This is a genomic window from Verrucomicrobiia bacterium, from assembly GCA_019634635.1.
Classification (GTDB): Bacteria; Verrucomicrobiota; Verrucomicrobiia; order Limisphaerales; family UBA9464; genus UBA9464.
In genome coordinates, this window is sequence record JAHCBB010000016.1 from 30,907 (window position 1) to 57,038 (window position 26,132).

The following is a 26,132-nucleotide window of genomic DNA, read 5'->3' on the forward strand; positions in this document are numbered from 1 at the left end:
GGACCTCGGCGGGGATGACGCGACACCGCTTCCGGGCAACCGAGATCCCGTTGAAGGAGTGGTTCCCTCCCTCGAACGTCGAATACATGTAGGCCGAACGCCCGGTGGTGTGGGAGTCCGCCGGGTGATCCAACGAAAAGGGCGCCTCCGATTTCCGGAGGCGCCCGTAGACCGCCCTCAGGGGGCGGGAGGTTTCAGGCCTTAGTAGACGTTGGTCACTTCGACCTCTTCAATCGGCGCCTTCACCTCGTCGCAGTTGACCAGCACCCGGGTGTAGGCCTGACCCACTTCGACACCCTTGCCCACATAGGTGTAGGTGAGGGACTGCTTCGGGGCGAGCTTCGGAGCGGTCGGGTAGACCACCTTGCGGTTGACGATCGTACCGCCGCTCGACGCACTGACCGGGTCAACCTCGGTGTCGGGTTCGACAACGCAGGTCACGTTGGTCAGGTCGGCATACCCTTGGTTGGTGATCCGGATCGTGTAGTTCGAGGTTTCACCGACCTGGATCGGATCGGGGTCATCCACGTATTCGATCAGGATTCCCGGAACGCCCTTCCAGACCGTGCAAGCCTCGGCAGTATCGGTGAGCCCCTGTGCGCTCCGGGCCGACACTGTGTTGCAGAAGCGTCCCTGCTGGGAGGTGGTGAGCACCACGGTGAACTGCTTCTTCTCGCCCGCATTGAGGGTCGGGACGGTCCAGGTCGCGGTGTTGCCGGCGATGGAGGCACCCGGGGCATTCACGATCTTGGTCTGCGAGGGGGCGGTATCCGTGACGACCACCTGGGTCTGCGGGCGGTCACCTTGGTTATGCACCTCGACGGTGTAGGTGGCCTGCTTGCCAAAGAACTCCTCGGCAGGACCCGTCTTGGTCACCTTCAGCAGGTGTTTGAAGATTTCGGTGCAGGCGTCGTCCTGAACGCTTGGGGCGTTGGCCGCGGAGGCGACGGCCACGTTGCAGAACTTGCCGCGCTCGGCCGCCTTGAGGGTGATCGGAATGGTCCTTGAGGCTCCCGGGGCGAGATCGCCCACGGTGAAGGGAACCTCACGCACACCGCCCAGCCCGGCCGGAACCTTGTCGGTCACCACGACGCCCTTGGCCACGGCATTGCCGATGTTCTTCACGACGATCGAATACGCCACGTCCTGCCCGAGCTGCGCCTCGGCGGGACCGGTCTTTTCGATGGCCAGCTGCGGCTTGCCGACCACGGTCTGAGCGCACACGCGAGGATCGGCCTTGATGGTCGCACAGGAGGCCAGCGTGCCTTCCTTGTCCGCCTTGACCGTCACTTTCAGCACCTTGGTCTCGCCCGCATTGAGGTCTCCAAGATTCCAGGTCACCGTACCGCCCGCCGCGCTGCCTTGGGGATCGGTGCTCACCAGGGAGGCTCCCGGTGGGATGGTCTCGGTCACCACCACATTACCGACGCACGCCACCGGGGTGACGGTGATTGTGTAGGTGAACGTGTCATTGATGGACACTTCGGCCGGCATGGATTTGCTGGCCTGGATGAGTCCGCTGTTCACCGAAGAGCAATTGGCCGTGCTTCCGGCAGCGGCGACGGTCGGAGCAGCGGGTGCGGCAGCTCCCGGGGCGCCAATGATGACAGTTGGCCGGGCCTGGGCGAACAGGAGGCTTGAGGCCCGGGAGCCGGTGGAGACGGTCTGGGAGCCGGCGAGTGCCGTCAGACCACACAGAGTGGCGGTGGCTACCATCCAGCGGCGAAGGCTGGAAGAGCGCTTTTGGGAGATGCTCATAGGTGTTTTTGGATGATGCGGCTGCGGTACCGGCCGCCCCCTCGGTTCCCCCAGGACACGTCGGCCCGGGACGGGACCAATGGCGCTGTGGCAACGGGGCAATCGGACGGATTTCGAAATCGCGACCGGATGAATCTCACCCGGTGCGATGGATGTCAAGTTCATCGGGCAGCTTGGTTTGGGTTGCTCCTGCGGATTCCGGGTGGTACTCCACCGACCATGGATTGGGTGACGGTCTCGAACCATTTCAGTCCGGTCGAGGCGGACATGACACGTTCCCGGTTGGAGGCGGCCGGATTTACGGTGTCGCTGAAGAACATGGGAGCTGCCCTTGCAACAGAAGGATATTCCATGGTCACCGGGGGCATCTGCGTCCAGGTGCCGTCCGCCGAGGAGGCCGAGGTGCGTGAGTTTCTTCAGTCGCAGGAGATTCCCGGCGGGCTGGACGGTCCATGAACTCCGCCGCCCGGCTGAGAGCTCTGGCGCGGCAGTTGCCCGAGGGGGAATTCCGGCTGGATCTGGAGACCCGTCAGGCGCATTCCGGCGATCGCTGGTACGCGGCGCAGACACCAGATGCGGTGGGCCTGCCGGAGTCCGTGGCATCGGTCAGCCGGATCCTGGCGTTTGCCGCCCGCCACCGGATTCCCGTGACCGCGCGTGGATCGGGCTATGGCTACGTCGGCGGATGCGTCCCTTCTCATGGGGGAATCGCCCTGTCACTGGCGCGAATGAATCGCATCCTCTCGATTTCACCGGGGGATTTTGTTGCGGTCGTTCAACCCGGGGTGATCACGGGCCGCCTCCAGGATGCGGTCGAGCGCCGGGGCCTGTACTACCCGCCGGATCCGGCGAGCCGTGCCGAATGCAGCCTTGGCGGGAACATTGCCACGAATGCCGGGGGACCGCGCTGCCTCAAGTATGGAGTGACTCGGGACTATGTGCTTGGTTTGCAGGTGGTTCTTTCGGATGGATCGGTGGTTCGTGTCGGGTCCCGCACCCACAAGAACAAGACTGGTTTTGACCTCCACCGCTTGTTCGTGGGCAGTGAAGGCATGCTGGGGGTGGTCACCGAGGCGACCCTGAAACTCATCCCGAAGCCGCCCTATCGGGCCTGCCTGGGGGTCGGGTTTGCCGACATGGCCTCCGCTGCAAAGGCGATCCGGCGGATCTTCAAGGCGGGCTTTCTGCCTTCGGCGCTGGAGCTGGCGGACACCTTCACGCTGCGGGCGGCGGAGCGCCGTACGGGGTCCCGGCTGCTGGGACGTTGCGGCGCACATGTGATCGTCGAGCTGGATGGTCACCGGGCCAGCGTCTGCCGGGAACTGGACGCCCTCGCCAAGGTCCTTCGCGGTTGCCGTCCGGTCCTGCTCCAACGAGGTCTTGGAGATGCCGGTTGCGAGAAGTTCTGGGGTCTCCGGAGGCAGTTCAGTAATTCGCTGCGCGATACCGGGCTGACCAAGCTGAATGAGGACATCGTCGTTCCCCGGAGCCGTCTGGAGGATCTTTTTCGCCTGACGGCGCGGCTGCAGCGGCGGCATCGCCTGCCGCTTGCCTGTTTCGGTCATGCCGGGGACGGCAACATCCACGTCAATGTGATGCGGGACGATGACGATCCGGCCCAGCGGGAGCGGAGTGAAGCCTGCCTGGATGACCTGTTCCGCGGTGTGCTTGCCCTTGGGGGCGTGATCACCGGGGAACATGGCATCGGACTGGCAAAGCGGCGTTGGTGGTCGGACGCGGTTTCCAGGGAGTCCCGGGACTTGCATCTCGCGATCAAGCGCGCGCTGGACCCGGCAGGCATCCTGAACCCGGGCAAGTTCCTCCCGGACGTCGCATCCGGCGGTCGGGGGCGTTCGGAGGGCTAGAAAGTCACCCCAAGCGTGGTCTGGACCTGCAGGTCATTGTTCTGAACCCCTGTGGCCGGCCGGGACAGGTACTGGTTGATGACATTGAGATTGATGGTCAGCGGCTTAAACAGCGGGTAGCTGAGCGTGAGGGCGAAGTTGAACTGGTAGTTGGAGAACTCATCGAAGGACGGGGTGAACCCGAACCTCTGGTTGACCGACAGCTTCTCAATCGAGGTGTTGAAGTTCTGGCCAAGGCGCAGCGCAACGGTGGTGAGATCATTGCCGACGGTGTAGTTGAATTCCTGGTATTGGGCGCCCAGTTCGACGGCGAGCACGCGTTTGGGTTTGTCCATGATCCGGTAGCCGAAACCACCGCCGACCAGATATTCGAGTTCAATTTTCCGGATGACGTCGTATCCGGCAGCGCCCTGCGTGTAGGTGTACAACCGTCGGTTTGGGGAGAGCTCCACGTCCACCTTGACGGTTCCCGCCATGATGTTGGCGTTTGGTACGCCATTCACCTCCCCGTAGGAAACGTTGTAAGTCACCGAACTGACCGTGCGTCCCCACTTTTTCGAGGCCGACGAGTTGAGGTAGATATTCAGCCGGTCCGTGGTGCCCATCCCCATGTTCAGGCCGGCCTGCAGATTACCGTGCCAGTTGGTCCAGATGCCGGTGAACCAGCCGGGAATCAGCGGGGTGGCGGGTACCGCATTGGTCGGTGCCAGGGGGCTTGCGGCAGCAACCGCGGGTGGCGACGACGGTTGAATTGGGGTTGCCGGCGGTGGCGGTGGCGGTGGCGGTGGCACGGGGGATTCCGGTGCCTCCGTGGTGGCCACAGGTGTCGCGGCCTCCTTGGCCGGCGCCTCCGCCGCAGCAACCGCCGCCGCCGCCTCCTGCGCCAGTTCGGACTCGGAAGTGATCCGCCGGATGTGCTCCCGCGGCACCGGGATCCTGCCGGTGAATGGCGAGCGGATGACGATGCGATTTGCGTTTGTGGAAACGACCTCCCCGGAAATCCGGTCCCCGTTCTTCAGGAGGAGGATTACCGGTTCCGCGGCGGCAGCGGCATTGCCCAGGCACACCATCCACCAGACCGCCAAGACCATCCAGACCCTGCCGGCATGGATTCGCGGCGGATCAGGGGGGCGGAGGCGGGGCATCACTCGTTGAATTCGTGGGCGGCACCTCCGGCGGGGGGATTTCCGCTGCAGCCGCAGGCCCCGGGGATTTTGCTGGCAGGACCGCGGGAATATCGGAGGGATCCGGACGTCGTCGGCCCCTTCGGACGCCGACCTCGCCAGCGTCATTCACGAAGACCAGATCGGGACGCGGATCTCCCTGCCAGAGCTGTCGCGTCTGCAGGGAACCGTCACCCTGAAAAATGTGATACGCATACAGATCTCCCGTTGCCCGGTGCAGCACGTGAAATCGGGTCTCCCGGTCCACCACCCATTGCGGCCGATCGAAATTGACGGTGGGCCCCAGGGCGATGATCGCGTGGGTACGCGACTCGGTGGGATCCGTGATCCGGAGGTACAGTTGGAGCTTCTTGAGGAAATTGACCTGCTGGAGGATGTACTTGCGCCGGTCGGTGGTGCCGTCGGGCAACCGGACGCCCACCTCCCGGGGCTCGTGGAGCGCAACGCCCGGCACAATTTCAAACACCTTTGGCGTCGTGGTCTGGAGATCTCCGTCCGGAAGCGAGACGGTCGCGTACACGCGATACATCCCGGGATCCTCGAGGGAGAACAGGGGTGTCAGGTTCCAACGAAGCTTTCCGCGGGTGGCCTGTTCGAGGGTGAATTCACCCGTTTCCGGCGGGTCCGACCGCTTGGTGACCACCCGTCCGTCCACGCCCTCCACGGTGAACTGGATCCATTCGGCATCGGCGCCGAGGGTCAGTGGTGCGCCGGTGAAGTTGGCAAATCGCACAGACACTTCCACCGGCTCCGCAGGCAGAAAGGCATCGCGCTCCATCGCGAGATCCACATCCACCTGGGCGCGCAGCAGCGAGACGCCACAGACGCCCACCATCAGGGCCGGCAGCGCCGAGGAACGGTTCATGCGGCGAACTCTAGGGTTTTGGGGCATCCGGGCAAGGAGGCGGGCGGGCGGATTCCAGCCGGTCCAAGGCCTCCCGCACCACGCGCTCCACCTCCAGACCCGCGAGACAGGCCATGGGGATCGGATGACTGCACGAAGACTTCAGGCACGGCACGCAGTCGAGACCGACCTGCAGGACGGAGTTCTGCTGGCCGTAGGGACCGGTGCGCGCGGGATCGGTGGGGCCGAAGAGCGCGAGCACCGGACGGCGGAGGGCGGCGGCGACATGCATCGGCCCGGTGTCGTTGGTCACCATCAGAGCGCAGTTGCGGATCAACTCGATCATCTCGGGCAGAGAGAGGCGTCCGGTCAGATCCACGGTCCGGTTTCCGGCGACCCGGGTGACTTCTTCGCCCAGGGGGCGGTCCCCCGGGCCCCCGAGGACGGCCACGCGCCATCTGGGATCCCTGAGAGTCAGCCGGCGTGCGAGTTCACCGTAATGGGTGACCGGCCAGCGTTTGTTCATCCACCGGGCCCCGGGTTGCAGGGCGATCCAGACCGTTTCGTCGCCGCACGACAGGCTGCGGATTGCCGCTGCCGCCCGCGGGTGATGGGGAATCCATTCAAAATTCCAGTGGATGGGAACCTTCAGCGTCCGGAGCACGGCGAGGTACCACTCCACGGCGTGGCGGTTCGGCCCGGGGCGGGGGACGGCGAGGTCATAGGCCGCCGGGGCTCCTTCGCGTCGGTCATCGAGCCCCACGGTCAGGGCGCCGCGGGTCAGCCACGCCACGGCGGCGCTGCGCGCGAGGGCCTGGAGGTCGAGCACCCAGTCGTACCGCTCCCGTCGCAACCCCGAAATTTCCCGGCCCGCCGCGATGAATCCTGACGGACGCCCCCAGGCCTTTCGATCGAAGGGAATGACGCGATGGATGTCGGGATCGTCGGCCAGCAGGGGCACCAGATCCGTATGGATCCACCAGTCCACGGTCGCGGCGGGGAAGTGGGAGCGGATCAGTCGGGCCACGGGAAGGGCCTGCACGACGTCGCCCAGGGAGCTGGGTTTCAGGATGAGAATCTTCATCGAAACCCGCGCCGAAACGGCCTGTCCGCCCGCCTACCGGCCAACCGCCAGCCGGTCCGCAAGGCGGTCGGGGAGTCCTGCCGCGCGAATTTTGCGCTGGGCCTCGGCCACCGGGTATTCCAGCCGGCGGAGTTCGATGGTTTGTTGAGCCATGTCGTACACCACGTAGGCGGCCTTGGGGGAACCGTCCCGGGGCTGGCCGACGCTTCCGACGTTGACGAAATACTTCTTGCCCGGCTCCACGCGGAATTTCGAGTAGGTGCCGCCCCGGACGCCCGTGTCGCGAATGAACGCGACGGGCACATGGGTGTGGCCGAAAAAGCACACCTGGGTGTGCTGGTAGGTGAAGCTGGCGGCGGCCTCGAGCTTCTCGAAGACGTACCCCCACCGTTGGGGAACGTCGAGGGTCGCATGCACGACGGTGAAGTTCGCGACCAGCCTCTGGTATTTCAGTTCGCGCAGCCACTTCCGGTCCTCCGGGGTCAATTGGGAGCGCGACCAGTTCACCGCTTCCGCCGCGGCGTCGTTGAAGCCATCGGGGTCATCATCCACGCTGATGTACTCGTCGTGGTTTCCCTTGACGGTCGGAATATTCATCCCCCGGACGATTTCAAGACATTCCTTCGGGTTGGCCCCGTAGCCGACAATGTCGCCAAGGCAGGCCACATGGGTGCATTGCTGCAGCTTGATGTCCTCAAGGACCACCTGGAAGGCCTCCAGATTGGCGTGGATGTCGGCAATGATGGCGTACTTCATCGGCGTCACGAGGTGATCGCGAAGTCCCGGAATTCTCCGCTTGGGCCCGACCACCGGATGTCCTCGTCGCGAATCAGCCCGTGAAGTCCGCTTGAGCGAACCGCCTTCCGGAACGCTTCAAGCTCCGATTCCTCGCCCTCGGCAACCAGTTCCACGCGGCCGTCCGGAAGGTTGCGCACGCGCCCCGTGACCTCGAATCCGGTGGAAAGCTGCTTGGCCTGGTATCGAAAGCCCACGCCCTGGACGTGGCCTGTGTAGAGCACCTGCATGCGGCGGCGGTTCATCAATGACCTTCCCGCCCGGGTGGGGTCCTTGAAATGTTGATGTTTCTGATCACGAACAGGCGAGTGACTTAGCCATATCCATGCCGGATGAGGCAATGGTTTTGTCTCCGGTTTTCGTCTCCATCGGCCGGGGGGCGCATGCGCCCTGCCCGGAGCGGGTCCGGTCGCACGCCCCTGGACCGCTCAGCCCGTCCGAATGGCGCTGCCGGCAAATTGCGGGTGGTCCCGCAGGGCCTCGCGGGTTGCCGGGGACATCGGTGCCTGCACGTACGGCACCGTCGTCATCGGCTCGGCGCTGCACGAGCGCATGGCGCGCAGCAGCCAGGTGTCGTCCAGCGGACGCTCCACAAGCGATGCCTGATTGGCCGCCACGGTCGTTTCGTCCTTTTCCCCGGTGGAACATCCGACCCCCACGATCCATCCGGCCCGGAGGAGCGAGACCCGGACGAGGGTGGCCCGGGAGTACGTCGCGAGGGCGCAGGGCGATGCTTCGTGGGCCAGCAATCGAAGCCGGGTCAGCAGGGGCAGCGTCCACATGGACGGATTCCGCGCCGGGGAAAACGCGTCGAACAGAATGGCATTTGGGGCCGGCCAGGCCGGTGCCTCCGGGCCATGGAGCACGGTCGGGAAATCGCCCAGGTGCAGCGTCCAATCCACCGTGACCGCCCCGGACCGGAACGTGGACTGCCCCTGGTCCAGCAAGTTTCGGACCCCGGCCTCAAAGCCGTGAAGGTATTGGAGGCACCCGGCATGGCGGAGCGCAAATCGCAGCGGCTCCAGGGTGTGGTCGAAGCTCAGAACTCTCAACCGGCCGGTTTCCGCGCGGACCGAGTGGGCCACGGCGAGCGGGTTGGCGGCCGCGCCTAGCCCGACGTCCCAGACGACAAATGGCTCCTCCCGCACGGCACGCAGGCGATCGGCAATGCGCAATTGGCGGACGTACAATGCATCCGCCTCCGCTGCGGGGCCGACCACCGGGTGGTAGGTCTCGGCAACCTCAAGGTCCCGAATGCTCCAGGAACCGTTGCGGAGTTGGACCAGTTGGAAGCGGGGGGTCACGGGAGAGGTCTGCCCCCGGCGGCACGGCCGCGGTGTCCGGCAGGGACTGCGGGCGGTGCTTCCGGCTTCGTTCCTGGCGCCTCATCGGATAGCCTGTTGCGGTGCTTTCCGACTCCGACTGGCGGGACCGGGTCCGGCGTGCGCTGGATGCCACCCCGGTGCTCGACATCCACACGCATCTCTTCGACCCGTCCTTCGGATCCCTTGTGCTGTGGGGGCTGGATGAACAATTGGTGTACCACTATCTGGTCAGTGAGGCCTTCCGCCAGCTGGAGGTGCCGTTCGACCAGTTTTGGGCGGCGCCCCGCGGACAGCAGGCGGCCTACATATGGGATGCCCTGTTCGTCAAGCATTCCCCGGTTTCGGAAGCGTGCCGCGGTGTGCTGACCACCCTGCAAGCCCTGGGTCTTGACCCGCGGCGGCAGGACCTCCCGGCGTTGCGCCGCTGGTTCGCGGAACAGACTCCGGCGACGTTTGCGGACCGCGTGATGACCGCCGCCCGCGTCGCGGGCGTTGGCATGACCAATTCGCCATGGGATCCCGCGGAGCGCGCAGTGTGGCAGCGGGGACTGGTGAGGGATCCCCGATTTTTTGCAGCCCTGCGGATTGACCCGCTCCTCCTCGACTGGCCTGCGTCGTCCGGTGCGCTCCAGTCCGACGGGTTTCCTGTTTCTCCGGAACGGAACCAGGCCACGGCGGACGCCATCCGGCGGTTCCTGGAGCTCTGGACCCGGCGTCTCGACGCGCGCTATTGCATGGTGTCCCTCCCGCCGTCGTTCGCTTGGCCCGGGGACTCGACGGCCGCGTGGATGATCGAGAACGCCGTGCTGCCGCATTGCCGCGAACACGGACAGCCGTTTGCCCTGATGATGGGGGTGCGGCGGGCGGTGAATCCGGCGCTTCGTCTCGCCGGGGACGGGCTTGGGCGCAGCGATCTCCTGGCGCTCGAGAACCTGTGCGCCGCCCACCCGGAGCATCGGTTTCTCGTCACCTGCCTGAGCCGGGAAAACCAGCATGAGCTCGTCGTGCTGGCCCGGAAGTTCCGCAATCTCCATCCGTTTGGCTGCTGGTGGTTCACCAATATTCCCCGCCTCGCCGACGAGATCACGACCCTGCGACTGGAGTTGCTGGGCACCAGCTTTACCGCCCAGCACAGCGACGCCCGGGTTCTGGACCAGTTGGTCTACAAGTGGGCGCACTTCCGGGACATTCTGACGAACGCTCTCGCGGCCAGGTACCGGGATCTGGCCGTGTCGGGGTGGCTGGTGTCGGATGCCGAAATCGCTCGGGACACCGACGAGTTGCTGGGTGGGGCCTTCCGGCGCTTTTGCGCCTCTGCCGGCTCCGGACGTCCGGATTTCGAGGCCGCCGGGATCGGGGGGGCACCTCTCGGAAACGGGCTTGACTCTCGTGAGGGAGGTGCGTGAGGTGGAGCATGAAATCCTCGGCGGGGCGGTCGGCTTTTTGCAGGGGCTTCACCCTGATCGAGTTGCTTGTGGTCATCGCCATCATTGCCATCCTGGCCGGCATGCTGCTCCCGGCGCTTGCCAAGGCCAAGGCCCGCGCGCACCACGCGTACTGCCTCAACAACCAGAAGCAGATTGGCATCGCCACTGCGTTGTATGCGGCCGACTTCGGCGCCCGGTTTCCCCTGGTCCGAAACTGGGGGCGCGCCTGGGGGGCCGACCACGCGCTGCGTCCCGACAATGTCTGGCTTCCGGAGCTGCTCGAACCCTACCTGGCGAAGAACGGCAACAAGCCAACCAACTACACCGGTCGCCTCGTCCGACAGCCGCTTCCCGGCCTGTTCACCTGCCCGGCGGGCATCCGGGCCAAGGACCCCTCGATCGGAATGCTTCGGGATCTGCTGCGCGACAACGATCACGTCACGTACATCTGGAATCACATCTACCTCCGGAAGAACGGGACCTATGAGGAGCGCAAACCGGTGAGCGGCCGGCGCGATGCCGATGTCGTCAGTCCGTCGCGCGCCGTGCTGCTGTGGGAAATCCCGTACTGGAACTGGGACCGCTCGGCCCATGGCGACCGGTTGAATCTGATTTTTGCCGACAACCACGCCGCACCCGAGAAGCGGCGCAAGGACGAGGTGGACTGGTGGGTGTTCCACAGTCGGCGCGGCTGGGACGACGACGAGCTCACCGGCAGGACCTCCCTGCAGTGAGCGGTGGTGCCGAAGTCCGGCCCGGGTTTGACACCGGAAGGCACCGCCGGGATAACTTGGCGCGTGACGCAACTGAAGACGTTGTTCCCCGGACTTCTTGCGGGTGCCCTCGCGGCCTTCGGTCCCGCGGGCGCCGCGGTGGATTTCAAACGCGAGGTCCGGCCGGTGCTGGAGGTGTACTGCCTCAAGTGTCACGGGGACGAAAAGCCCAAGGGGGACCTGTCGCTCACGACGCGCGAGGCAGCCATTCGGGGTGGGGACGCCGGCACTTCCCTGGTTCCGGGCGAACCGGCCAAGTCGTCGTTGTACACCTTGACGACGCTTCCGGAGGATCACGACGACGTGATGCCTCCCAAGGGGGAGAAGTTGTCCGCCGCCCAGCAGGAGACGCTCCGGCTCTGGATCGCCGAGGGTGCCGTCTGGCCCGCGGAAATCCGGCTTCAACAGCGTGAAAAAGTGGATTTTGTCCGGCAGGTCAAGCCGCTGCTCGAGATGTCGTGTGTGTCGTGTCACAAGGAGGGCAATGCCAAGGGAAAACTGCGCCTGGATGATCGTGAGGCGGCGTTGACGTCACCGCACCTGGTGCCGGGGGATGCCCTGGCGTCGGCGGTCTACACCACCACGATCCTGCCGGCCGATCACGACGACTTGATGCCTCCGGCGAAGAAAGGGGGGCCATTGCCAGTGTCCAGGACGGATCTCCTGCGCGACTGGATTGATCAGGGCGCGTATTGGCCCGAGGGGTTGGTTCTCCAGGAGCGGGAACCCGATGCCTCCGGGGATCGGGACTGGGATGCGGTGATCGCTGCGTTGCATGCGATGTTGCTGAAGAACGAGCAGACCTCGCCCGTGGTGCACAAGGACTACTCGGAAACGGTCCACGACTCGGTGACTTTCGAGATGGTGGCGATTCCCGGGGGGGAATTTGAGATGGGGAGCGATTCCGACACCCCCGGCCACCAACCGGATGAATCGCCGCGGCGTCGGGTCCGGGTGGATCCGTTCTGGATGGGCAGGAACGAGGTCACCTGGAACGAGTATGAACTGTTTCAGTTCCCCAGCCTGGAAAAGGGGGCCAACGTCAGCACCGAGCGGGTTAATCGGGAATTGCTGTTGATGATGGAGTTCGCGAGGCCTCCGGACGGCGGCAATCCGTACACGGGTCGCGAGGCGGATGCGGTCAGCCGTCCGACCACCCCGTACGTGGAAATGAGCTTCGGGATGGGCAAGGACGGGTTTCCGGCGATCAGCATGACCCATTACGCGGCGCTCATGTACTGCCGCTGGCTGTCGGCGAAGACCGGACATTTCTACCGGTTGGCCACCGAGGCGGAGTGGGAGTACGCGGCGAGGGCGGGCACCTCGACGACCTACTTCTGGGGGGATGACCCAGACCAGGCGGGAGAGTACGCGTGGTTTTTTGACAATGCGGACGGCAAGTACCAGAAGGTGGGGCAGAAAAAGCCCAATCCCTTCGGGCTCCATGACATGCTGGGGAATGTGGCCGAGTGGGTCACCGATGGGTACAAGGCCGATGCCTACTCGCTGCTGCCGCCGGACAATCCGGTGCTGTTCGGGTTTGCGGAGTACCCTCATGTGGCCCGTGGCGGCTCATGGGATGATGACCTTGAGAAGCTCCGTTGTGCGGCGCGACAGGCCAGCGATTCCGGTTGGAAGATGCGCGACCCCCAGTTGCCGAAGTCGCGATGGTACCTTACGGACGCCCAGTTTCTCGGCTGGCGGGTGGTTCGCCCGTTGAAGGTTCCGGAGACTCCGGCCGAACTGGCACGTTGGTGGACCAGTTGGCCGGCACAGAAGTGACTCTCCGTCGCACGCGGGCGGGGGATCGGGACGTCCGAAGGGGAGCGAATCTTGAATCTCGATGATCAGGGATTCGGCGCTTGCCCCCGGACCGGCCGATCCACACAGTTCGAATCCATCCGGCCTTGCAAGAATCTCCAATGAATCTGCGGGCGCGGTCCGGAGTCGAAAAACGCAACGAATCCACTGTTTCCCATGAATTCCCACGTCAGCCTCCCGGGTGTTTCCCGGCGGCGCTTCATCTCGTCCTCGGGAACGGCCGCCGTCGGCGCCCTCGCCGCCGGCCGCCTTGTGTTCGCGCAGTCGAGCGACACCCTGAAGATCGCCCTTGTCGGCTGCGGTGGCCGCGGATCGGGCGCCGCCAATCAGGCGTTGAACGTTCCGGGAACCCGACTGGTGGCGGTTGCGGACGCCTTTCAAGACCGGTTGGAGGGGGCACTGGCCAACCTCAAGCAGTCACAGGGCTCCAAGGTGGATGTCCCGGCCGAGCGGCAGTTCGTCGGGTTTGACGGTTACAAGGACGCGATCGCGCTCGCCGACGTGGTGATCCTGGCGACACCTCCGGGATTCCGTCCGATGCATTTCGAGGAGGCGATTCGTCAGGGAAAGCACGTGTTCGCCGAGAAGCCCGTGGCGACGGATGGCCCGGGGGTGCGGCGGTTCCTGGCCGCGGCGGAGGAGGCGAAGCGCAAGAATCTCAAGGTGGGCATCGGCCTGCAGCGGCATCACCAGCCAGGCTACATCGAGACCGTCCGGCGCCTGCACGACGGCGCCATCGGGGACATCCACACCATGCGGGTCTACTGGAACGACGCCGGCGTGTGGGTGAATCCGCGGAAGCCCGGCCAGACCGAGATGGAGTACCAGATGCGCAACTGGTACTACTTCAATTGGTTGTGCGGTGATCACATCGTCGAGCAGCACATCCACAATCTCGATGTCGCCAACTGGGTGAAGGATGGCTACCCGGTGAAGGCCCGTGGCATGGGCGGCCGGCAGGTGCGCACCGCCCGCGAATACGGGGAGATCTACGACCACCATGCCGTGGAGTACTTCTATGCCGACGGGTCCACCGTGTTCAGCCAGTGCCGTCATATCCGCGGCTGCTGGAGCGAAGTCAATGAGCACGCAGTGGGAACCAAGGGCACCTGCAATGTAGGTGGGCACCAGATCAAGCCCGTTTCCGGCGACGACTGGCGGTTCCGGTCGGCGAAGCCGGTGGACCCCTACCAGCAGGAACATGACGACCTGTTCGCTGCCATTCGAAACAACACCGAGTACAATGAAGGATTCAACGGTGCCAAGTCCACCCTGACGGCGATCATGGGACGGTTTGCCACCTACTCCGGGGTGGAGATCGGCTGGGAGCAGGCGCTCAATTCCGATCTCAACCTGTTTCCGGATCGTCTGGCCTGGGATGCCGAGCCCAAGTCGCTCCCGGATGCCGACGGCTTCTACAAAATCGCGATGCCCGGGCAGTGGAAGCTGAGTTGATCCGTTCCGGCGCGCACCGGGGCGGTCCGGTGGGAGGGGCTCGGTGGGTGCGATCCGTTTGCCCGTCGGGTCCCCGTGTGGGGTTTGCCATCCTTGGGCCGCGCCCAATGGGTTCCTCTGGAAGCCGACTCGATGGCGCGCACCGGTTGGGTTTCAATATTGAATTTCCAGAAAATCCCCCCGGTCCTCGATGGACTGGATCCGCGATTCCCCATCGAGTTGAAAAAAACGCTGGAGGTCGGAATTCTTGAAGCGGACAACCCTCAACGAGGGATTTACGGCATAGGCTTCATGCTCCCGATACGGGCCCGCGGCCGTCATCGAGGAGCGCAGCACCGGCCAGGAGGTTGATGGACTGCGTTGGGTTTCGGTGGCCAGCCATCCGGTGACTGGGGAAACGCGCGATGCCTGCCAGATCGTCCCGGGGGTGCTGTCGTCGTCCGCAATCTGAGCCCAGATGCCGTCGGTCGTGCGCGCGAAGAAGCCCCGTCGGTCGAACAGGGCGGCGCTGAAGCTCGGGGACTCGACGGTCTGCCTGAATCTGGCCTCGACGTCGTAGATCACCCCGGCCAGCACCCACCGTCCACTGGCGTCGAGCAAAAACACACCTCCCCCCGAATCTCCGGACGCCACCGTGGCCTCATGGTCTCCGCCGTCTGAAGAAAAGATGGATACCAGCAAGCTCGCATTCCCCGGAGACGCGGTCACGCCTGTGATGACGTTGGTGCCCCAACGCAAGCGTCCCGTCTGGCCCCCCCAGAGCCATCCCCGAAGCTCCTCGCCACCGGGCACCGTCCGGAACACCGGTGTCCCCCGGCCCCATCCGTGACCGTGCAGCACTACCCCCCGGCCCACCTCGTCTGTGCCTGTGTACGGGACCGCGATGCGTCCGGTCGCCAGGCGACCGGCGATCTCCAGCAGGCGGAGGTCGGTTCCGGGAGCGTCCGCGGTTCGAACCACCGTGTAGGTCAGGCCATCGAAATGGATGGTCCCTCCCACCTGGGTTCCCACGTGGGTGGCTGTCAGGAAATGATGCCGTCCCACGGCCGTCGCGGAAGGCGGCAGGTCGGTCTGGGAGATCCAGCCACTGTCCTCGAGCGGCGCTGGCGGGCGCGTGGTGTTCCCGTTGCCGGCGCCGTAGGTAATGATGGCCCGGGCCGCATTGGGCGTCAGAACCGCCCACAGAACAACGGATCGCATCAGGAAACGAGGAATCATCTGCAGGCGAACACCGGGGTGAAATCGGCGGGGATCAAATTCCGGTCGGAGAATCTTCTGGATTCATCCGCGCGAATCCAGGCCCTAGTCTCGGCGGGTGGAACCGCCACCCCTCGGCCTGATTGCCGGATCGAAATCGTTGCCGCTGTTGTTTGCCAGGCAGGCCCGTGAGGAAGGGCTGCGTGTGGTGGCGACCGCTGCGGAGGGCGAGACCGATCCGGCGCTGGCGCAATGGGTGGACGAGGTGGTCTGGTTGCGGGTCGGGCAGTTGGGCCGGATGATTGATGCGTTCAAGGAGCGCGGTGTGCGGGAGTGCGTGATGCTGGGGCAGCTCGCGCCGAGGAATCTCTTCGATGTGCGGCCCGACTTCCGCGCGATGTCGCTGCTGCTCCGGATCAAGGAGCGGAACGCCCACAGCCTGTTTGGTGCGGTTGCGGAGGAACTGCAGCGCGAAGGGATCACCCTCATCGAGCCGCTGCGCTGGCTTCGGCCCTGGCTCCCGGGGCCTGGGTACTGCGCGGGACCGTCCGTCCGCGAGGCCCAACAGTCGGACGTGGCTTTCGGACTGCGCATTGCCAAGGAGATTTCCAGGCTTGAAATCGGCCAAAGCGTTGTGGTCAAGGAGGGCACGACCCTGGCCGTCGAGGCCTTCGAGGGAACCGACGCCTGCCTGGAGCGTGGAGGGGGGCTGGCCGGCAAACACGGCGGCGCCGTCGCGGTGAAGGTGGCCAAGGACGGCCATGACCTCCGATTCGACATTCCGTGCATCGGCCCGCGTACCGTCGAGGTTTGCTCGAGGGCCGGCGTCAATGTCATCGCCGTGGAGGCTCATCGAACGCTGCTTTTGGATCAGCCCGATCTCGAGGTTCTGGCCGGAAAACTTCGAGTCAGCGTGCTCGCCGTGGCTCCGTAGACCACCTCCCGGTCCAGGCGGCCGACCCGGTTCCGAGTGAAGCCGGGGCTCTCAGCTGTGGAACGATTTCCCGCAGCCGCAGGAGCTCTGGGCGTTGGGATTGTTGATCTTGAAGCCGCCTCCGGTGAGCGCGTCGCTGAAATCAATGACGGAACCCCGGACGTAGTTGGCGCTGAAGGGATCCACCACCACCCGGACTCCCTGCTGTTCGGAGCTCAGATCGCCATCGCGCAATTCGTCGAACTGCATGCCGTACTGCATGCCGGAGCACCCACCAGCCTCCACATAAACCCGCAGGGGCTTCCCCGAATTCTCCGCCGCCTCGGCCTGCATGGTCGCGATATGGCGGGCCGCGGCGTGGGTAAGCGTCACGACGGTATCCTGAACCGGAGGGGTCACGACGGAGTTTTGAGGGGCATTCATAGTTGACGCCCGCACCGTATGGACCCTGTGCCCGGGTGTCAAACGCACCCCGAAACCGCGGGGGCCCGTTCGGATTCGACTGGCCCTGGTCCGGAGTTGCACCTGACACTCCCCGGATGCAGTTCCTCCCGTTCATAAGGGTGATCCCGGCGTGTGTGCTCGTGGCACTTGCCACGGCAGTCGCGACCCCTGGAGCCGAAGTACCCCCTCCCTCCCCCCGAGCCTGGGTGGACGGCATCGGACCCGGCTGGCGCGCGCTCGGTGAATCGGATTTCGTGAACGTGAATTGCGCGAGCAACACGTGGACCTTCACGGGCGATCTTATTGAGTGCACGGGCCAGCCGGTCGGCGTCATTCGCTCGATCCACTCGATCACCAATCTCGAGCTGGTGGCCGAGTGGCGACACTTGCGGTCCGGGGGCAATTCCGGGGTATTTCTCTGGGCGACCGAACGTTCAATCCGGCAGCTGGAGCAGGGGCATGGGCGGCTGCCCGAGGGCATCGAGGTGCAGGTGTTGGACCACGGATACACGGAGCAATACGAGCGCGATCCGGGAAAAAAGGCCGACTGGTTCACCTCGCATGGCGACGTGTTCCCCACCGGAAGCGCCAAAATGAGGCCCTTTCCCCCGGTGGCCCCGGACGGCCAGCGCAGTTTCCCCAGCCGCAACCTCAGCCGGGGTGTGGGGGAGTGGAATCATTACTACGTCCGGGCCATCAACGGGGAGGTCCGCCTTTGGGTGAATGGCGAGGAAGTTTCCGGCGGAACCGGATGCGAGCCCGCGACGGGCTATCTCTGCCTGGAATCCGAGGGATCCCCGGTGGAGTTTCGAAACCTGCGGATCCGCGAAGTGCCATGACGGCAGTTTGATTTGCAGTTTGCCCGACCGCGCAATCGTCGGTAAGGGAACCTCCGCAGTGGACTGGTTGCACAAACTTCTGGAAGCGACTCCCCGGCGCGAGGTGGCGCCCGGCGCCGCCGTCATCGAGCAGGGGCAGACCGGGGCGCCCTTGTTGGTGTTGCTGCGCGGCAATGTGGAGGTGCTCCGCGACGAAGTGTGCGTCGCCCGGACATCGGACGTGGGTGCGATCTTTGGGGAGATGTCCGCGCTTCTGGGGACCCCTTGCACGGCCACGGTGCGCACGCTATCGCCCGCGACGTTCGCCGTGGTCGAGGATCCCGAGGCCTTTCTCCAGGCGGCTCCGGAGGTGGCCCTGCATGTCGCCCGCCTCCTGGCGCGCCGGCTGGATTCACTCAACCGCTACCTGGTGGATGTGAAGGCCCAATACGAGGGGCATGACCACCTTGGCATGGTGGATGACGTGCTGGACTCCCTCATGCACCGCCACCCGCGATCGGGGCCACGGTAACGTCGGCAGCGGCGTCCGGAACCGGCGTCGCAAGGTTCCGGGTCTCCGGCCCCTGGAAACTGGTCCATTCCGCGGACATCGCATCGAGGTCCAGCGAGATGAAAGTGGGAACGGCGCCGATCTGGCGCCCCGGGTTGAACACCCAGGCGGTGCCCACGCGGTCGAGCCAGGAACCCCGGTCCAGAAACGGGGCATTGTGAATGTGCCCCGAGAGCACAAAATCCGGTCGGAACTTCTCGATCCAGGGTCCCAGGAATTCGTCACCCCCGAACCGGCGTCCGGCCCAGCTCACCGGACTTTGGTCCGGAGGGGAATGGTGGACCCAGACCCATCGGCGCAGACGCCGCGCGGCGTCGCGCTCCAGTTGGGCTTCTACTTCAGCCCGCGAGACTGGCCCATCCCACCACGCGCACACGGTGAACAGGGTGTCCCCGAGCACCACGCTGTCGCCATCCACATGGAGTTGGTCTCGTCGGATCTCCTGCAGCCAGCCGGCAACCGATTCATCCGCCACGGACCGCCGGTCGCCATCATGATTGCCCGAGCTGACGATCAGGGGCCTCCGGCTGGCAATCTTCGCCAGATACTTCTCGACCACGATGCTTTGGACCTGCGGCTCGAGCACGGAGGCGACGTCCAACAGGTCGCCGCCGATCACCACGATGTCGTGGGTGTCCGCCTGCGACATGAGCCAGTCGAACTGCTTCAACGAATAGTGCAGATCGGCGACAAACAGGATGCGCATGGCGTATGTCCCCAAAAGGCATTGGAAATGCTGGCGAGTCCATGAAAAAGCGGGGTTCCCCCGGCAAAACGGCACCGTCCCCGGCTGGCTTGACTGGGACTGCGGTCGTTGCCATTCAAGTTTCGTGAAGGCTGTGGTTGCGGGTGTTGCCTCGCTGACCGTGATGCTGTTTGCGTACGTGGAGGTTGTGCTGACCTGGCCGCTCCCCGGGTGGCTCTATCTGGGAACGGCCATCGGGTTTGCAATCGCCTTGTTTGACGGGAGCGCGCCTCGAAGGCGCGTGCTTCCGATGGCGGCCTTCGCGGGAATATTGGCGTTGTTGCATGCGGTCCCGTGGACGTCCCGGAAGCCATTCTTGAAGGATCTCGGGCGCATCCGCCCGGGCATGACCGAGGCGGAAGTGCGCAGGATCATGGGCCGGTACCTAGAGGGGACTGGGTGGTCCTCCCCTTCCGGGGATTCCGGGACCCTCACGCTGCTCGACAGCGGAGGAAGTCTGGCTGTTGGCGTCAGCCCCCAAGGCGAGCTCGCGCTTCAGGAATCCCTGGTTTTCCGGCACTCCAATTCCCCCCGGTTCAATTCGGACTGGGGCATCCTGACCATGCAGGGAGGGCGGGTGAGAGGGGTGCGCTTCAGTCCGGATTGATGGCGGCGGGCTGTCCAGCGACCGATCTGTCCGGCTGCGTCGCCGGTTCCAGGTGGCCGGTCCGGCTTCGAGTACCCCTCAACTGGCCGCAGCCGGCATCGACGTCAATGCCGCGAAACTGGCGAAGCGTGCAGGGAATGCCGGCATGGCGAATGACGCTGTGAAAGGCTTCGGCCGCCGATGCTGCAGCCGTCCGGCCTGCGAAACCGTCGGTCGGATTCAGCGGGATGAGGTTCAGGTGCGCGTTCAGCCCCCGGAGCAGTTCGCAGATCCGCCGGGCGTGTTCGGGGGTGTCATTGCGGCCGGCGATCAGGGTCCAGGAGAAGAGAATGCGGCGCCCGGTCCGTGCGCCGTAGTGGCGGCAGGCCTCCAGCAGTTCGGCCAGCGGCCAGCGGCGGTTGGCCGGGACCAACGCAGCGCGTTCTTCATCCGAGGCGCCGTGCAGGCTCACGGCAAGACGATAGGGTTGGGGTTCCTCCGCCAGCCTTCGGATGCCCGGGACGACGCCGACGGTGCTGATCGAAATCCGGGACGGTCCGAGGTTGAGCCCGCGCCGGTCGCATGCGATGCGCAGGGCCTGGATCACGGCCTCGTAGTTCTGGAGCGGTTCGCCCATGCCCATCAGCACCAGGTTTCGCAGGCCGGGTGTGCCCTCTCCCTGCAACAGCCGCCGGGCCTCGTGCACCTGGGCGACGAGTTCTCCGGCGCGCAGGTTGCGGACGAACCCCATCTGGCCGGTGGCGCAGAAAACGCACCCCATGGCACAGCCCGCCTGCGTGCTGATACAGGCCGTGGTCCGGCCTGGATAGCCCATCAGGACCGTCTCGACTTCCTGTCCGTCTGAAAGGCGGACCAGCAATTTGCGCGTGCGCCCGTCGGTGCTGGTGATGCGTTGGCGCACCGACGGGACGGGAAGGGTCCCCGGCGCGCCCAGACAGGATTCGAGCCAGCGCTGCACAGGGCCGTGCAGGGGTGTCGGCCCGGAGGCCCCGGCGGGGAGGTCCCTGTGAAGTCTCCGCCAAACCGGCAGCGCATGGGCCTTGCGGAGGCCGGCGGCAACGAGGCGTTCCTGCAGCTGGTCAAATTCCAGATCCAGCAGGGATTCACGGAGCACTGAGGGGTCGGAAATCATGGGCGCCCGCCGACGCACCCTGAAGCGACCGCGAATCCCATTCAACGGCAAGTGTCCCGTCGTTTTCTTCCGCCCCCTGCCGCCCCCTGACTTGACCTCGTCTGCCACCCCGCTTCTTGTTGCTTCATGTTGCGGGCGGTGGCAATCGCGGCGGGACTGGCCGCAGGAGTCTTTGGGTTCACGGCGACTCCCGCGGCCTCCGGCGCTTTCGACGCCGCATTTGAGGCGCTGATGCCGCCCCGGGGTCCGACCAATTCCGCGGAGCGTCTCCGGGCGCTCTATGACCTCAGCTGGCGCCATCGGTTGTTTGAAAACCCGGAGATGGCCACCGCGGTGGGGCACCCGGGGCTCAATCATCGGTGGTCGGACCTGTCGGAGGAGGCCTTTGCCCGTCGTCGTCGCGAGGCGTCGCGTCCGTTGCGTATCCTGGCAACCGTGGATCCCGCGACGCTGTCGCCTGACGAGCACCTGTACCGCGACCTGTTTGAACGCCAGGTGCGGGAGCAGATGGAGGGGGACCGGTTTCCCGAGGAACTGCTTGCGATCAATCAGATGTGGGGCCCCCAGCAGGAGATCGCTCAGATTTTCTCGGTAATGCCGCTGCGGACCCGCCGTGACGCAGACGACTATCTGGCGCGACTTCACGGGATTGCGCCCCGGCTCGTCGCCACAGAGGCGCTGCTGCGGCGCGGGCTGGAGCGGGGCATCACGCCGCCGCGAATCACGCTGCGTGATGTGCCCCAACAGGTGTTGAACAACGTCCCCGAGGATCCGGACCGCAGTCCGCTCCTGCGTCCGCTGCTGGCGGGCGCCGGGGCGATTCCCGGGCTGGAGGCGGAGTCCCTCCTGGCTGCGGCGCGCTCGGTGTTCACGAACGCGGTGGATCCCGGATTCCGCGCGCTGCACCGGTTTCTCGTGGAGGACTATCTGCCGCGAGCCCGGGAGACCACGGCGGCGACCCTGCTGCCCGATGGGGTGGACTGGTACGGTTTCCGGGTGCGGCAGTACACCACCACGCGGATGACGCCGGCCGAGATCCACGAACTGGGGGTGTCCGAGGTGCGCCGGATCCGGGCGGAGATGGATCGGATCATCGAGCAGTCGGGCTTCCGGGGATCGTACGCGGAGTTCCTCGAATTCCTGAGAACCGATCCGCAGTTCTATTTCGAGCGGGGTTCGGAATTGCTGGCGGGATATCGCGACATTGCCAAGCGCGTGGACCTTGCACTGCCCGGATTGTTTGGGCGCCTGCCCCGGCTGCCGTACGGCGTCCTCCCGATTCCCAGTCATGCCGAGCAGTCGCAGACCACGGCCTACTATCAGCCGGGCGCGGCCGGTTTCGGACGGCCCGGCGTGTTTTATGCCAACACCTACGCGTTGAACATGCGTCCCAAATGGGAGATGGAGGCGCTGACCATTCACGAGGCGGTTCCCGGACATCACCTGCAGATCGCCCTCGCGCAGGAATTGGAGGACGTGCCCGAGTTCCAGAAGCACGCCGGCGTGACCGCCTTTGTGGAGGGCTGGGCGCTGTATTCGGAGCGTCTCGGACCGGCACTGGGGATGTACACCGATCCCTACTCCAGGTTTGGCCAGCTCACCTACGAAATGTGGCGCGCGATCCGGCTCGTCGTGGACACGGGCATGCATGCCCTCGGCTGGACCCGCGAAGAGGCGATCGAGTTCTTCAGGTCGCACTCCGGCAAGACGGGGCATGACATCGTGGTGGAAGTGGACCGCTACCTCGTCTGGCCGGGCCAGGCGCTCGCCTACAAGATCGGGGAGTTGAAGATCCGTGAACTTCGCGACCATGCGGAGCGCGCTTTGGGCGACCGGTTTGATGTCCGGGCTTTTCATGACGCCCTCCTGGGTCGCGGGGCCCTGCCCCTGGAAATACTGGAGCCCAGGATGCGCGCGTGGGTCGCGGACCAGATGGCGTCCGAACCGTGACGGCGCTTCGGGGTGGTGGGGGATTGCGCCGCAGATTTCGAGGCCTGACGACGCCCAGGGTCAGTGCCGGGTCTTCGCGAGGGCCAGAACGAGGCGGCTGGCGATCAACAGCGCGGTAATCAGCAGCAGCAGTCCGCTCCCCTGGGAAATCCGGCACAACGTTGCGGATGAGAAGCGTCCGTGCCCCCGGGAGACGGCGGCGCTGAGCCCGGCGAACCAGGTGCAGCCCGCCACCGCCACCCCGGCGCAGAACAGCAGTTTGCAGGGCAGGGAGGGGCGAAGCACCTCGTGGGCGACCAGGGAGCCGGTGATGCCGATCCACAGCAGCAGCACGCCCGGATTTGCGAGGACCCGCACGAACCCGGTCCAGAATGCCGTGTGCGGGTGCAATTTCTCCTCCACCAGGTGCTCCAGTCGTTCCAGCTCCGGCGCGACCTCCAGGCGGCCGGCGCGCAGGTACTTCACCCCGAGCCAGAGCACGAGCAGGAAGCTGACCAGTTCCATGGAGGCCCGGACGACCGGGCGTTGGAACAGTTCGGCGAACCCGGCGAAGGCCAGGCCGCAGTACAGGACCTCCATGCTGGTCGCCCCCAGGGCGATCAGCAGGCCGCGCAGGAAGCCACGCTGGGCGCTTTCGTTGACGACGGTGATGTTGATCGGGCCGCCGAGGGCGGCGGTGATCAGGCCGGCGCCCAGGCCCACCGCACCGGAGATGATCCAATCCTGCCAGGCCGTCATGAGGACTTGGGTCCGATCCGCCGGTGGGATCACTGGCCGCCAGCCTCGTCCGCAGCCTCTTCGTCGTCGGGATCGTCGTCCACTTCGATCTCCCGTTGGAGGCGGCGGGAGATGAAGGGCCGGATGAATCCGTAGAGGAGGTACCCCACGAACAGGATGGGGGCGGTGACCGGCAGAATTTTCTTCCAGAGGATGACCAGCATCCCGATGAACATCGCGATGATCAGGGACTTGGTGAACGGATGCTGGGTCCGCCAGTTGATGGTCTTGAAGGTGGGGTACTTGACCCGGCTGACCATCATGGCCGACAGGAAAACGAGGAGCATTGGCAGCGCAAACCGCCACATGCCAAACCGGAAGTCCTTCTCGTCCCACCACAACATGAGGAGGGTCAGGGAAGCCACCACGCCGGCTGCCGCGGGGATTGGGAATCCGATGAAGTATTTGCCCCCGCCGGTCCCCGCCGCTGCGGCGAGGCAGTTGAACCGGGCCAGGCGGAAGGCGCCGCAGATCACATAGAGCGAGGCGATGAACCAGCCCACCTCCGGATGGAGCCGGAACACATCCCGCAGCACGATGCGGTGCACCAGAAATGCGGGGGCGACCCCGAAGCTGACGATGTCCGCCAGGGAGTCGAACTCCCGACCGAACGGCGATTCCGAGCCACCCATGCGCGCCACGCGACCGTCGAGCAGATCAAAGATGCAGGCCAGCAGGATGTAGAACAGCGACGCCTTGATGGCCGCCGCATACCCGGGATTCGCCAAATCGGCCTCAACGATCCGGGTCAGCGCCAGGAAGCCGCAAAACAGGTTTGCAGCCGTGAACAGGTTGGGCAGCAGGTAGATCTTGAGGCGGCCGTCCTCCCCGTCTGCGGGCCTCAGGCCGCCGGTCGGCGTGGGGTTCTCGGAGGTCATGGAACAATCACGCAAGGCGGGCGACGATGGTTTCGCCTCCGACGACCCGCTGGCCGGTTTGCACCCGGAGTTCCGCGGAGGGCGGCAGATACAAGTCCACCCGGGACCCGAACTGGATGAGCGAAACCCGCTCTCCCCGGGCGACGGACCCGCCGGCGGCGACCCAGGGCACGATGCGCCGTGCGATCAGCCCGGCGATCAACCGCACGCCCACCCGGGTGTCCGTGGGGTCGGCGGTCCGCAGTCCGATCAGGACGTTTTCGTTGTGGGCGGCGGATTCCGTCTTGAGGGCGTTGAGAAACCGCCCGGGATGATGGCGGACGTGAAACACCTGACCTGCGACCGGGGCCTGCTGCACGTGCACGTCGAACACCGAGAGAAAGATGGAGATCCGTCGGCACCGCCCCTGCATGACCTCCGGTTCGTCCAGTTCGTCCACGACGTCCACGAGACCGTGGGCCGGGGCGACCACGAGTCCGGCGCCGTCGGGAACCCGTGGATTGGGGTCCCGGAAAAACCACAGGGTGAACAGGGCGGCCAGAAGCCCGAGGAACGCGGCGAGAGCGCCTGCAAGGAAGCTCCGTGGCCACGCCAGCGAAAGAAAACCCGAGAGGAAAATCGCGACCAGAACGATGCGCGCGACCATGGACGCCGCGGCGCCGAGTGCCCTGCCCTGATGCTTCACGGGGCGGGACGGTACGGCTCCGGGTGGCGCCAAGGGAAGGAGTTCCGGTGCCTTCGGGGCGGACGGATCATGGCTCCGGCTCCATGTCCCGCGTGTAGTAGAGGATCCGGTTGCACAACGGGCAGCTCGCGAGCTCCCGCTGGGCCTTGGCCAGCAGGAATGCGTGTTGGGGCAGCTTCATGTGGCATCCACCGCAGATGGCACCCGTGACGCCGACCACGCAGCTGTCGCCCCGGGTTTGAAGCAGCCGCTCGTAGCGGGACAGGACGGCGGGCTCCACCGCGGCCGCGAGCCGTCCCCGCTCACCCCCGACCGTTTCGAGATCCCGCGCGAGCACCCCGGACCGGGCCAGGAGGTCGGCCAGTTGACGCTCCAGGGCGGCCGTCTCCGTTGCGGCCGCCTTCCTCGCGGCTTCGAGGTCACGGGACGCGGCGTCCGCCTGCTCCATCAGCACCAGTTCCTGATCCTCCAGGGAACGGATTTCAATCCGTGTGGTGTCCACCTGATGGGCATACCGGCGGTACTCGTCATTGCTCTTGGTCTGGGATTGCGCCGCCTCGCATTTGCGGATGAATTCCTCCTTGGAGGCCACCTCGAGTTCGAGCTTTTTGCGCTCGCTCTCCAGGTGCAGTACCTGCTGCTTGAGGGAATCGGCTGCGGCCGCCAGCCGGGCGATTTTCTCGCGCAGGCGCCGCTCCTGCACCGGAACGTCGGCGAGTTCGGCTTCCAGGCGGCGCTGCCGCCGGTCTCGATCCTGCAGGACAAGGAGCTGCTCGATGACGGGTAACATTGGGATCGGACGCTATCGGGCGTCCGGCAGCAGGGTCAACGTTCGCGCCGGGCAACCCGCGAATATTCCGCCCTGCCAGTAACCGGCTTCCGTCTGGGCATAAGCCAGATTTGTGCGGAGTTTGCATTGCACGCCAAAGGAAAATTGAGTAGGTCTCCGGGTGGTTGACGTCCCAATGCCGCCACTGTTGGGATCCGGCCCTGGCCGGGTACCTGCGGTGAGGCGATCCGGGCAGCTGAGGATGGTCCATTAGGCCGACCCAAACGCCCGGAA

Annotated in this window: 26 protein-coding genes; 11 read left to right on the forward strand and 15 right to left on the reverse strand. The window is 65.4% G+C overall.

Translation table 11 applies throughout. From position 1 onward, the window contains the following. Positions 1 to 201 precede the first annotated feature (201 nt). Positions 202 to 1,758 (reverse strand): DUF11 domain-containing protein, encoded by a 1,557-nt coding sequence (locus KF791_12245; GenBank protein MBX3733352.1) that lies wholly within the window; start codon positions 1,756 to 1,758, stop codon positions 202 to 204. Positions 1,759 to 1,977: 219 nt separating this feature from the next. Here KF791_12245 and KF791_12250 point away from each other — a divergent pair, with 219 nt between their 5' ends. Together KF791_12250 and KF791_12255 are read left to right on the forward strand one after the other, a co-directional pair. Further along, on the forward strand, positions 1,978 to 2,214 hold the full coding sequence (locus KF791_12250; protein ID MBX3733353.1) for a hypothetical protein: 237 nt from the start codon (positions 1,978 to 1,980) through the stop codon (positions 2,212 to 2,214). Continuing rightward, positions 2,211 to 3,623: an FAD-binding protein gene (locus KF791_12255; GenBank protein ID MBX3733354.1), complete on the forward strand. Its 1,413-nt coding sequence runs from the start codon at positions 2,211 to 2,213 to the stop codon at positions 3,621 to 3,623. The genes KF791_12250 and KF791_12255 overlap by 4 nt, the downstream gene beginning before the upstream one ends. Here the strand turns inward: KF791_12255 and KF791_12260 are convergent. From KF791_12260 to KF791_12285, 6 genes are all read right to left on the reverse strand, one after another. Next, a complete protein-coding gene (locus KF791_12260) occupies positions 3,620 to 4,768 on the reverse strand; it encodes a DUF481 domain-containing protein (protein ID MBX3733355.1) in 1,149 nt (382 codons plus the stop codon). The genes KF791_12255 and KF791_12260 overlap by 4 nt on opposite strands. Beyond that, the gene (locus tag KF791_12265; GenBank protein ID MBX3733356.1) at positions 4,746 to 5,672 is read right to left on the reverse strand and encodes a hypothetical protein; all 927 of its coding nucleotides are present in this window, start codon (positions 5,670 to 5,672) and stop codon (positions 4,746 to 4,748) included. Before KF791_12265 ends, KF791_12260 begins: the two co-directional genes overlap by 23 nt. Positions 5,673 to 5,682: 10 nt before the next feature. After that, positions 5,683 to 6,735 (reverse strand): lipopolysaccharide heptosyltransferase II, encoded by a 1,053-nt coding sequence (gene waaF, locus KF791_12270; GenBank protein MBX3733357.1) that lies wholly within the window; start codon positions 6,733 to 6,735, stop codon positions 5,683 to 5,685. A 33-nt stretch (positions 6,736 to 6,768) separates the two neighbouring features. Then, positions 6,769 to 7,491 (reverse strand): metallophosphoesterase family protein, encoded by a 723-nt coding sequence (locus tag KF791_12275; GenBank protein ID MBX3733358.1) that lies wholly within the window; start codon positions 7,489 to 7,491, stop codon positions 6,769 to 6,771. A gap of 5 nt (positions 7,492 to 7,496) precedes the next feature. Beyond that, a complete protein-coding gene (locus KF791_12280; protein MBX3733359.1) occupies positions 7,497 to 7,775 on the reverse strand; it encodes an acylphosphatase in 279 nt (92 codons plus the stop codon). A 183-nt stretch (positions 7,776 to 7,958) separates the two neighbouring features. Continuing rightward, positions 7,959 to 8,834 carry a methyltransferase gene (locus tag KF791_12285; GenBank protein MBX3733360.1) on the reverse strand — a complete coding sequence of 292 codons (876 nt, stop codon included), beginning with the start codon at positions 8,832 to 8,834 and terminating at the stop codon, positions 7,959 to 7,961. Positions 8,835 to 8,935: 101 nt separating this feature from the next. On the opposite strand from KF791_12285, the gene KF791_12290 reads away from it, so the two are divergent. The 4 genes from KF791_12290 (at position 8,936) to KF791_12305 (ending at position 14,331) form a co-directional block, all read left to right on the forward strand. Further along, complete coding sequence (locus tag KF791_12290) at positions 8,936 to 10,261, forward strand: glucuronate isomerase (protein MBX3733361.1); 1,326 nt, start codon at positions 8,936 to 8,938, stop codon at positions 10,259 to 10,261. Between the two features lie 8 nt (positions 10,262 to 10,269). Then, a complete protein-coding gene (locus KF791_12295) occupies positions 10,270 to 11,016 on the forward strand; it encodes a type II secretion system protein (GenBank protein ID MBX3733362.1) in 747 nt (248 codons plus the stop codon). A gap of 138 nt (positions 11,017 to 11,154) precedes the next feature. Continuing rightward, positions 11,155 to 12,837: an SUMF1/EgtB/PvdO family nonheme iron enzyme gene (locus KF791_12300; GenBank protein ID MBX3733363.1), complete on the forward strand. Its 1,683-nt coding sequence runs from the start codon at positions 11,155 to 11,157 to the stop codon at positions 12,835 to 12,837. A gap of 195 nt (positions 12,838 to 13,032) precedes the next feature. Beyond that, entirely contained in the window at positions 13,033 to 14,331 is a 1,299-nt protein-coding gene (locus KF791_12305) for a Gfo/Idh/MocA family oxidoreductase (protein ID MBX3733364.1), read from the forward strand. Positions 14,332 to 14,484: 153 nt separating this feature from the next. Here KF791_12305 and KF791_12310 read toward each other — a convergent pair whose 3' ends face one another. Then, positions 14,485 to 15,531: a hypothetical protein gene (locus KF791_12310; GenBank protein ID MBX3733365.1), complete on the reverse strand. Its 1,047-nt coding sequence runs from the start codon at positions 15,529 to 15,531 to the stop codon at positions 14,485 to 14,487. A 115-nt stretch (positions 15,532 to 15,646) separates the two neighbouring features. Between KF791_12310 and lpxI the strand changes: the two genes are divergently transcribed. Beyond that, entirely contained in the window at positions 15,647 to 16,462 is an 816-nt protein-coding gene (gene lpxI / locus KF791_12315) for a UDP-2,3-diacylglucosamine diphosphatase LpxI (protein ID MBX3733366.1), read from the forward strand. Between the two features lie 51 nt (positions 16,463 to 16,513). On the opposite strand, the gene KF791_12320 is transcribed toward lpxI, so the two are convergent. After that, complete coding sequence (locus KF791_12320; GenBank protein MBX3733367.1) at positions 16,514 to 16,885, reverse strand: iron-sulfur cluster assembly accessory protein; 372 nt, start codon at positions 16,883 to 16,885, stop codon at positions 16,514 to 16,516. A gap of 116 nt (positions 16,886 to 17,001) precedes the next feature. Between KF791_12320 and KF791_12325 the strand changes: the two genes are divergently transcribed. Next, positions 17,002 to 17,745, forward strand: a complete 744-nt coding sequence (locus tag KF791_12325; protein ID MBX3733368.1) for a DUF1080 domain-containing protein — start codon at positions 17,002 to 17,004, stop codon at positions 17,743 to 17,745. Between the two features lie 58 nt (positions 17,746 to 17,803). After that, a complete protein-coding gene (locus KF791_12330) occupies positions 17,804 to 18,256 on the forward strand; it encodes a cyclic nucleotide-binding domain-containing protein (protein ID MBX3733369.1) in 453 nt (150 codons plus the stop codon). Here the strand turns inward: KF791_12330 and KF791_12335 are convergent. Then, positions 18,222 to 19,001, reverse strand: coding sequence for a metallophosphoesterase (locus tag KF791_12335; GenBank protein MBX3733370.1), 780 nt, complete (start codon positions 18,999 to 19,001; stop codon positions 18,222 to 18,224). The two genes, KF791_12330 and KF791_12335, sit on opposite strands and share 35 nt — an antisense overlap. 124 nt (positions 19,002 to 19,125) lie before the next feature. Here KF791_12335 and KF791_12340 point away from each other — a divergent pair, with 124 nt between their 5' ends. Continuing rightward, on the forward strand, positions 19,126 to 19,647 hold the full coding sequence (locus tag KF791_12340) for a hypothetical protein (protein MBX3733371.1): 522 nt from the start codon (positions 19,126 to 19,128) through the stop codon (positions 19,645 to 19,647). Here the strand turns inward: KF791_12340 and KF791_12345 are convergent. Next, on the reverse strand, positions 19,634 to 20,779 hold the full coding sequence (locus KF791_12345) for a 23S rRNA (adenine(2503)-C(2))-methyltransferase RlmN (GenBank protein MBX3733372.1): 1,146 nt from the start codon (positions 20,777 to 20,779) through the stop codon (positions 19,634 to 19,636). The two genes, KF791_12340 and KF791_12345, sit on opposite strands and share 14 nt — an antisense overlap. A 126-nt stretch (positions 20,780 to 20,905) precedes the next feature. Between KF791_12345 and KF791_12350 the strand changes: the two genes are divergently transcribed. Then, positions 20,906 to 22,729: a DUF885 domain-containing protein gene (locus KF791_12350; GenBank protein MBX3733373.1), complete on the forward strand. Its 1,824-nt coding sequence runs from the start codon at positions 20,906 to 20,908 to the stop codon at positions 22,727 to 22,729. 60 nt (positions 22,730 to 22,789) lie between these two features. On the opposite strand, the gene KF791_12355 is transcribed toward KF791_12350, so the two are convergent. The 4 genes from KF791_12355 to KF791_12370 form a co-directional block, all read right to left on the reverse strand. Next, the gene (locus tag KF791_12355; GenBank protein ID MBX3733374.1) at positions 22,790 to 23,467 is read right to left on the reverse strand and encodes a LysE family transporter; all 678 of its coding nucleotides are present in this window, start codon (positions 23,465 to 23,467) and stop codon (positions 22,790 to 22,792) included. A gap of 29 nt (positions 23,468 to 23,496) precedes the next feature. After that, complete coding sequence (gene pssA / locus KF791_12360) at positions 23,497 to 24,384, reverse strand: CDP-diacylglycerol--serine O-phosphatidyltransferase (protein MBX3733375.1); 888 nt, start codon at positions 24,382 to 24,384, stop codon at positions 23,497 to 23,499. 7 nt (positions 24,385 to 24,391) lie between these two features. Then, positions 24,392 to 25,069 carry a phosphatidylserine decarboxylase family protein gene (locus tag KF791_12365; GenBank protein ID MBX3733376.1) on the reverse strand — a complete coding sequence of 226 codons (678 nt, stop codon included), beginning with the start codon at positions 25,067 to 25,069 and terminating at the stop codon, positions 24,392 to 24,394. Positions 25,070 to 25,136: 67 nt separating this feature from the next. Beyond that, on the reverse strand, positions 25,137 to 25,859 hold the full coding sequence (locus KF791_12370) for a hypothetical protein (GenBank protein ID MBX3733377.1): 723 nt from the start codon (positions 25,857 to 25,859) through the stop codon (positions 25,137 to 25,139). Between the last annotated feature and the right edge of the window lie 273 nt (positions 25,860 to 26,132).

What these genes read in the sequence shown, in the direction of transcription:
- KF791_12345 (MBX3733372.1), bottom strand. Translation starts at nt 20,779, where the DNA reads ATGATTTCCGACCCCTCAGTGCTCCGTGAATCCCTGCTGGATCTGGAA.
- KF791_12280 (MBX3733359.1), bottom strand. Translation starts at nt 7,775, where the DNA reads ATGAACCGCCGCCGCATGCAGGTGCTCTACACAGGCCACGTCCAGGGC.
- KF791_12305 (MBX3733364.1), top strand. Translation starts at nt 13,033, where the DNA reads ATGAATTCCCACGTCAGCCTCCCGGGTGTTTCCCGGCGGCGCTTCATC.
- KF791_12320 (MBX3733367.1), bottom strand. Translation starts at nt 16,885, where the DNA reads ATGAATGCCCCTCAAAACTCCGTCGTGACCCCTCCGGTTCAGGATACC.
- KF791_12350 (MBX3733373.1), top strand. Translation starts at nt 20,906, where the DNA reads ATGTTGCGGGCGGTGGCAATCGCGGCGGGACTGGCCGCAGGAGTCTTT.
- pssA (MBX3733375.1), bottom strand. Translation starts at nt 24,384, where the DNA reads ATGACCTCCGAGAACCCCACGCCGACCGGCGGCCTGAGGCCCGCAGAC.
- KF791_12355 (MBX3733374.1), bottom strand. Translation starts at nt 23,467, where the DNA reads ATGACGGCCTGGCAGGATTGGATCATCTCCGGTGCGGTGGGCCTGGGC.
- KF791_12245 (MBX3733352.1), bottom strand. Translation starts at nt 1,758, where the DNA reads ATGAGCATCTCCCAAAAGCGCTCTTCCAGCCTTCGCCGCTGGATGGTA.
- KF791_12325 (MBX3733368.1), top strand. Translation starts at nt 17,002, where the DNA reads ATGCAGTTCCTCCCGTTCATAAGGGTGATCCCGGCGTGTGTGCTCGTG.
- waaF (MBX3733357.1), bottom strand. Translation starts at nt 6,735, where the DNA reads ATGAAGATTCTCATCCTGAAACCCAGCTCCCTGGGCGACGTCGTGCAG.
- KF791_12310 (MBX3733365.1), bottom strand. Translation starts at nt 15,531, where the DNA reads ATGCGATCCGTTGTTCTGTGGGCGGTTCTGACGCCCAATGCGGCCCGG.
- KF791_12265 (MBX3733356.1), bottom strand. Translation starts at nt 5,672, where the DNA reads ATGAACCGTTCCTCGGCGCTGCCGGCCCTGATGGTGGGCGTCTGTGGC.
- KF791_12260 (MBX3733355.1), bottom strand. Translation starts at nt 4,768, where the DNA reads ATGCCCCGCCTCCGCCCCCCTGATCCGCCGCGAATCCATGCCGGCAGG.
- KF791_12255 (MBX3733354.1), top strand. Translation starts at nt 2,211, where the DNA reads ATGAACTCCGCCGCCCGGCTGAGAGCTCTGGCGCGGCAGTTGCCCGAG.
- KF791_12250 (MBX3733353.1), top strand. Translation starts at nt 1,978, where the DNA reads ATGGATTGGGTGACGGTCTCGAACCATTTCAGTCCGGTCGAGGCGGAC.
- KF791_12370 (MBX3733377.1), bottom strand. Translation starts at nt 25,859, where the DNA reads ATGTTACCCGTCATCGAGCAGCTCCTTGTCCTGCAGGATCGAGACCGG.
- KF791_12295 (MBX3733362.1), top strand. Translation starts at nt 10,270, where the DNA reads ATGAAATCCTCGGCGGGGCGGTCGGCTTTTTGCAGGGGCTTCACCCTG.
- KF791_12275 (MBX3733358.1), bottom strand. Translation starts at nt 7,491, where the DNA reads ATGAAGTACGCCATCATTGCCGACATCCACGCCAATCTGGAGGCCTTC.
- KF791_12335 (MBX3733370.1), bottom strand. Translation starts at nt 19,001, where the DNA reads ATGCGCATCCTGTTTGTCGCCGATCTGCACTATTCGTTGAAGCAGTTC.